Source organism: Vibrio sp. 10N.286.49.E11 (assembly GCF_041469505.1).
Taxonomy (GTDB): Bacteria; Pseudomonadota; Gammaproteobacteria; order Enterobacterales; family Vibrionaceae; genus Vibrio; species Vibrio crassostreae_C.
In genome coordinates, this window is sequence record NZ_JBFRKQ010000055.1 from 45,070 (window position 1) to 51,069 (window position 6,000).

Below are 6,000 nucleotides of genomic sequence, written 5' to 3' on the forward strand. Positions count from 1 at the left end.
CCATTTACCTGCATTTGGAAGGTTTGGATTGCTGGAGTACTAGATATCGATGTCTTCGTTATCTTCTGTGCGAATGATGTAGTCTGTCATCCACGCGGTACCTAATAGACACAACCACACCACAAAGACTGGGCTCGGTACTTCGATGCTTGGAGTAATCACCAGAGCCGCAAAACCGACCGTTGGCAGTGTCCAACACAGTAGTTTATTCCAGCGGAAGGTTTTCAAGCGCGTCAGCGTTTCCATCGATGCCATGATGCCCGTTACACACAAGGCAACCAAAGCGGCATAAGGTAAATCGGCTATCCATAATGGAAGTATTAAGCCTAATGACCACCAGCTGTGTCGGCTGGCAGGCTTAAGATGATTTGCCGCCCACCAAATCACGATGATTGATAAGGTTTGAAGTGTGGTAACCCACGGGACACCTTCAAGCTTGCCTGCTGATTGTGTCACCATGATCCCGACCTGCAAAGTAGTCACAATCAAGCCGGAAATAATCACGACCGACAAACTACTGCGTCTTGAGAAGACCACCATCAATAACGGGAATAGTACCCACGCACTGACAGACAGCGTGATAGGCTGCAAAGGAAGGGTTAGACCATAAGTGGTCATGGAAACAAGCAAAGCTAATCCTGCTATGCCCCCCTGCGGTAAAATCCATAAAGCAGGAATTACCATTGCAAGCACCGGGATATCTCCCTCACTTAAACTGATTGCTCTCGCGCAGACAACCGCTAATAATGTGGTTATCAAGAACTGAAACGTTGTAAATACCATAGCCCTCTCCTTCTACCGATCCGTGGTATTTATGAACTAGGAACATTTAGTATGGACCAATTTTTAAGCCAAATCTTTGCTGTGATTCACCAAATTCCATATGGGAAAGTAACAACTTATGGAGACATAGCACGTTTTTCAGGATTTCCGGGCTATGCGCGCCATGTTGGTAAAGCGCTGGGTAACCTGCCAGAAGGTAGCAAACTGCCTTGGTATCGAGTGATAAACAGCAAGGGTGAAATATCTTTAAAGGCTGATTCGTTCGACAGACAAAAGCAGCATTTGGTTAAAGAAGGGGTTGAGGTGAGTGATGCAGGAAAAGTTAAACTCAGAATATACAAATGGCAGCCCTAGAGCTGCCACTAATCGTCAATTCAACTGGCTAAGTTAAGCCAATCAAGATGCCTTAACAGTGGCATCGATTTCTGATTAACGAACACCAACCAAACGTAGGTCTGCTTGCTGTGTATTTTCTACATCAGTAATTACTGACTTAATCGTGTCCGTTATGAAACGCAGTTTACCGTCAACATGAATCGATGCGCGCATGTTGTAACGGTGGTTAGCTTTAATTTTGTCGTTGTCGTAGCTCAGCTCGAATGCGAACGGTACTTGCTTACCGTCTGTGGTGAACTCTTGAGTTGCGATAACCGTCGATGGTGCATCAGCCAGTGAGATATCTTCTAGCGTAACGGTAACCACTGCATTCTCTGGCAATGCAATTCTTTCACGGTAGCTTACTGTTCCTGAAATCACTTGAGTGTTCTCTGCAACCACTTCTTGAGAAGCGCTCGTTTCTGATGTTGCTTGGCAACCAACAAGTAGGCCAAACGATACTAAAGACGTAATAAGAATTAGAGCCTTTTTCATATTCAATTTCTCTCAACATGTTTGCCGGACTCGGCAAATCTACTCACCAATTATAAGAGAGCTTTCATATTCTGTCTTGAAACCCTATGATTTATTGACAGATATCTGACTAAGCTAAATGATTAACACCATAATCTGACACCCATTTTACGAAGAGGAATGCTGGCGATGAGTCAACCTTTACAAGAATTACTAAGTTTACTTCAGCTAGAAAAACTGGAAGAAGGTCTGTTCCGTGGGCAAAGTGAGAACCTAGGCCTACCACAGGTATACGGCGGTCAGGTATTGGGACAAGCGCTTTCTGCTGCTCGTTATACCGTTCAAGACGACCGTAGTGTTCACTCGTTCCACAGTTATTTTCTGTTTCCCGGCGATCCTGAAAAGCCAATCATTTACGATGTTGAGAACCTACGAGATGGACGCAGCTTTAGCACACGCCGTGTAAAAGCGATTCAAAATGGCCGCCCTATTTTCTATCTCACTGCTTCTTATCATGGCGATGCGCCAGGGTTTGAGCACCAGATTTCAATGCCTGATATTCCGGGACCAGAGAACTTTGCCTCAGAAACTGAATTAGCGAGCCACATTGCGGAATTCTTACCAGAGAAACTGCGCAAAACCTTCTGTGGCGAAAAGCCGATTGAGATGCGTCCGGTGACGGTGGTAAACCCACTGAAACCTAAGAAGACGGAAGCGAAACAATACCTTTGGGTAAGAGCGAATGGCGCGATGCCAGACAACCACTTGATCCACCAATACCTGCTTGCCTACGCATCGGATTGGGGATTCTTAGTGACGGCGCTTCACCCACATGAAGTCTCTATCATGACGCCAAATTTTCAAGTGGCGACGATTGACCACTCAATCTGGTTCCATCGCCCATTCAAAATGGACGAATGGCTGCTTTATGCGATTGAAAGCCCAACGGCAGCGAACACTCGCGGCCTAGTGCGCGGCGAGATCTTCAACCAGAAAGGTGAGCTGGTAGCGACAGCAGTACAAGAAGGTGTGATGCGTTTTACTAAATAGCACTCAAATAAATAGCGGATAAACGCTTCTTACAAGCCCCAAATACGCACAAACAAAAAGAGGCTAGGTTTAATACCTAGCCTCTTTCTTTAATGACGCTTAAGAAAACTCGTCACGCAAAAATCAATAAAACCTACTCAACTTCTAACGTTGGCTCAAACTCGCCTTGAACTCGCGTTTTAATGCCATCACCTGCGTCTCGTAGAAGGTTAAATGGCGATAACACTACGCCTTTCACCGCGCCCTCAGCGGCTCCCTGAGCGAGTTCCTTACTCTTATCAGCTAACAAATTAGCTTGTGCCAAAATACCTGGGACTTCCGCTCGTAGCATTTCAGATTCCGTGACGATGACAGGAATAGTCTGTTCGCGGTAAGACTTACTTTCAGCGAGCATTGGTGGCATTACGTCTACGCGGTATCTCTTTAATTCAGTTAATGTTGGTGGAATAACATCGGTTCTTACCTGCTCGACTTCCGTTCGAACATTTTTCACTTCATCTAATATCGCAGGGATTTTGTTGTCGACCGAGGCTACGGTTTGATTCACATCATCGATCGTCTTTCTAACTTCTTCGACAGTGTTTAACACCTGAGGAGCAAGATCGCTGACATGTTCTGCAAGCGCTAATAGCTCTTCTACTTTGAGCCCTTTGGTGAGGCCCGATATGTCTTCGATAACTTGCGGGTAAGTATCAACGATTTCACCGACTTTATTAGTCAATGAGTAGATGGTGTAACCCAAGTAAAAAATGGCGACCGCCAGTACCAGCTGGATAGCGGTAGATACTTTTGCAAACATGAATAATCCTTTTCTTTATCGCAGAGACGAGATCTAAACTGAGAAGATAGTTAAACTAAAGCGATAGTTAATCTATTACTAGGCGCAGCTTAAAGCGGCAATGCTGTCGTGTACTTCAATGGTTCCATCGCAAACGTCGAGGTCACATTAGAGATACCATCAATGCTATTCACCAAGCGCTTATAGAAATCATCAAAGCACTTCATGTCTTTAACCTGAACCTTCATCATATAATCATATTCGCCAGCCATGCGATAGAACTCCATCACTTCTGGAAATTCCGACACAGTATTCACAAAACGACCATACCACTCATGAGAATGATCACTGGTTTTCACCAATACGAACGCAGTAAAGGAAAGATCCAGTTTTTCCGGGTTCAATAACGCGACCCTTTTCTCAATAATACCGTTCTCTTCGAGGCGCTTAAGCCTTTTCCAACAAGGCGTTGTAGTGAGATTGACCGCTTCAGAAATATCGTTCAATGACAGGGTGCTGTCTTCTTGCAGTAACCCTAATATTTTTTTATCTACGGCATCTATCACACTTTCACCAAATCGCATTTAAAGAGAATAATTTTCTACAATTTAAGCAAAACAAAGCAAATATGGCAAAGTTTTTCTCTCCGATTATAGATAAATTAGAACCATACCAATTACAAAGAATTCCTACACTCGATCAGGAGAACGTTTATGTGCACTGACCATCAATGGATTAACAACGCGATTCGTAAAATTGAAGCGGACTACCAACGCTCAGCGGATACGCACCTTATCAAGCTCGATCTACCAAGTATCGAAGGCATTGATGTTTACCTTAAAGATGAAAGCACACACCCAACGGGCTCTTTGAAGCACCGCTTAGCGCGTTCTCTCTTCTTATACGCTATCTGTAACGGTTGGGTTGGCCCAGAAACCACGATCATTGAATCTTCATCGGGCAGTACTGCGGTGTCTGAAGCTTACTTCGCTCGCCTACTTGGCCTTCCATTTATCGCGGTAATGCCAAAATGCACAGCGAAGAAAAAGATCGAGCAAATTGAATTCTACGGCGGCCAAGCGCATCTTGTGGACCGCTCAGATGAAATTTACGATGAGTCTCGCCGTTTAGCAGAAGAATTGAATGGTCACTACATGGATCAATTTACTTACGCTGAGCGCGCAACCGACTGGCGTGGTAACAACAACATCGCGAACTCGATTTTCAATCAAATGCAGATGGAAGATCACCCAGTTCCGGCTTGGGTAGTAATGAGCCCAGGTACTGGCGGTACTTCAGCGACGATTGGCCGTTTCATTCGCTACCAACAACATGAAACTAAGCTTTGTGTTGTGGACCCTGAGAACTCTGTATTCCACGAATACTTCCAAACAGGCAATGCGAACGTGAAATGTAGTACATTCAGCAAGATTGAAGGCATTGGTCGCCCACGAGCAGAACCAAGCTTCATTCCTGGTGTGGTTGACGAAATGCGTAAAATCCCAGACGCAGCAAGTATCGCAACGACACATTGGTTATCTGACATTCTTGGTCGCAAGGTTGGCGCATCAACCGGTACTAACATGTACGGTGTGCTTCAGCTAGCCAGTGAAATGAAAGCTCGTGGAGAAAAAGGTTCTATCGTGACTTTGCTATGTGATAGCGGTGAACGTTACCTAGACACTTACTTCAATGACGAGTGGGTAAATCTGAATATCGGTGACCTACAGCCGTACGCGGCGAAGTTAGAAGCTTTCTCGCAAACGGGTGAGTTGGCTTAAATACAGAGCAAGCACCGACTCCAAACTAAAAAGAGCCTTGATGGGCTCTTTTTGTTTATTCATTCTATTAATCAACCACCAACGAGAACAAATTACTCTGGCTTCTGCTTCGCTTCAAATGCCGCTAGTTGTTCAGGCGTCGCTTTTGGCTGATGGTTTTGTTTCCACTCATCGTAAGTCATGCCATATACGCGCTCACGAGCGTCATCGATATCCAAGTCTAAGCCTTGTTGCTCTGCTTCCGCTTTGTACCATTTACTGAAACAGTTTCGGCAGAAGCCAGCCAAGATCATCAGATCGATGTTCTGCACATCTTTATTGTTATCTAGGTGTGCTAGCAGGCGACGAAAGGTTGCTGCATCCAGCTTATCTTGTTCTTCTTGAGAAAGATCTTTGTATTTAAATTCAGCCACTTTACTTTCCTTTATTCGATTTATTGTATTAATTCGTTGAGCTCTGTTTGTTATACAAAAAAAGCACACTTAACTTAAAGTTAGACTTAAAAGTTAGAAACCCCTTACACAACGAGGGCTAGAAGCCATTTATCTAACTTTTACGTGTAGATCTAATTTTTCTGTAAGAGTTCAGGTGCTAAATGAAAAAAATTAGATCACCCAAAATTGGTGGTCTCTACTATATTTTTATCTAACTTTATATGTACTGGTTCATACTCAGTCTGACAAAATCGTGGTTCGATTTCACCTGTTCACACAATCATACACTAACCACTAAACTCATTTTTGTCGAGTAGACGACACT

General features: G+C 44.2%; 8 protein-coding genes. 3 read left to right on the forward strand and 5 right to left on the reverse strand.

Features of this window, described 5'->3' with window-relative positions:
• Positions 1 to 39: 39 nt before the first annotated feature.
• Positions 40 to 783: a hypothetical protein gene (locus AB4167_RS12850; RefSeq protein ID WP_017064066.1), complete on the reverse strand. Its 744-nt coding sequence runs from the start codon at positions 781 to 783 to the stop codon at positions 40 to 42.
• 51 nt (positions 784 to 834) lie between these two features.
• On the opposite strand from AB4167_RS12850, the gene AB4167_RS12855 reads away from it, so the two are divergent.
• The gene (locus AB4167_RS12855) at positions 835 to 1,137 is read left to right on the forward strand and encodes an MGMT family protein (RefSeq protein WP_017058952.1); all 303 of its coding nucleotides are present in this window, start codon (positions 835 to 837) and stop codon (positions 1,135 to 1,137) included.
• Between the two features lie 75 nt (positions 1,138 to 1,212).
• Here AB4167_RS12855 and AB4167_RS12860 read toward each other — a convergent pair whose 3' ends face one another.
• Positions 1,213 to 1,653: a YbaY family lipoprotein gene (locus tag AB4167_RS12860; RefSeq protein ID WP_017058951.1), complete on the reverse strand. Its 441-nt coding sequence runs from the start codon at positions 1,651 to 1,653 to the stop codon at positions 1,213 to 1,215.
• Positions 1,654 to 1,821: 168 nt separating this feature from the next.
• Here AB4167_RS12860 and tesB point away from each other — a divergent pair, with 168 nt between their 5' ends.
• Positions 1,822 to 2,682, forward strand: coding sequence for an acyl-CoA thioesterase II (gene tesB / locus AB4167_RS12865; RefSeq protein ID WP_029235187.1), 861 nt, complete (start codon positions 1,822 to 1,824; stop codon positions 2,680 to 2,682).
• 133 nt (positions 2,683 to 2,815) lie between these two features.
• On the opposite strand, the gene AB4167_RS12870 is transcribed toward tesB, so the two are convergent.
• Complete coding sequence (locus tag AB4167_RS12870) at positions 2,816 to 3,481, reverse strand: hypothetical protein (protein WP_017070264.1); 666 nt, start codon at positions 3,479 to 3,481, stop codon at positions 2,816 to 2,818.
• 89 nt (positions 3,482 to 3,570) lie between these two features.
• Positions 3,571 to 4,044 (reverse strand): Lrp/AsnC family transcriptional regulator, encoded by a 474-nt coding sequence (locus tag AB4167_RS12875; RefSeq protein WP_017062025.1) that lies wholly within the window; start codon positions 4,042 to 4,044, stop codon positions 3,571 to 3,573.
• Positions 4,045 to 4,173: 129 nt separating this feature from the next.
• Between AB4167_RS12875 and AB4167_RS12880 the strand changes: the two genes are divergently transcribed.
• On the forward strand, positions 4,174 to 5,241 hold the full coding sequence (locus AB4167_RS12880) for a PLP-dependent cysteine synthase family protein (RefSeq protein WP_136978152.1): 1,068 nt from the start codon (positions 4,174 to 4,176) through the stop codon (positions 5,239 to 5,241).
• A gap of 92 nt (positions 5,242 to 5,333) precedes the next feature.
• On the opposite strand, the gene AB4167_RS12885 is transcribed toward AB4167_RS12880, so the two are convergent.
• The gene (locus AB4167_RS12885; RefSeq protein WP_004736423.1) at positions 5,334 to 5,654 is read right to left on the reverse strand and encodes a DUF1244 domain-containing protein; all 321 of its coding nucleotides are present in this window, start codon (positions 5,652 to 5,654) and stop codon (positions 5,334 to 5,336) included.
• Between the last annotated feature and the right edge of the window lie 346 nt (positions 5,655 to 6,000).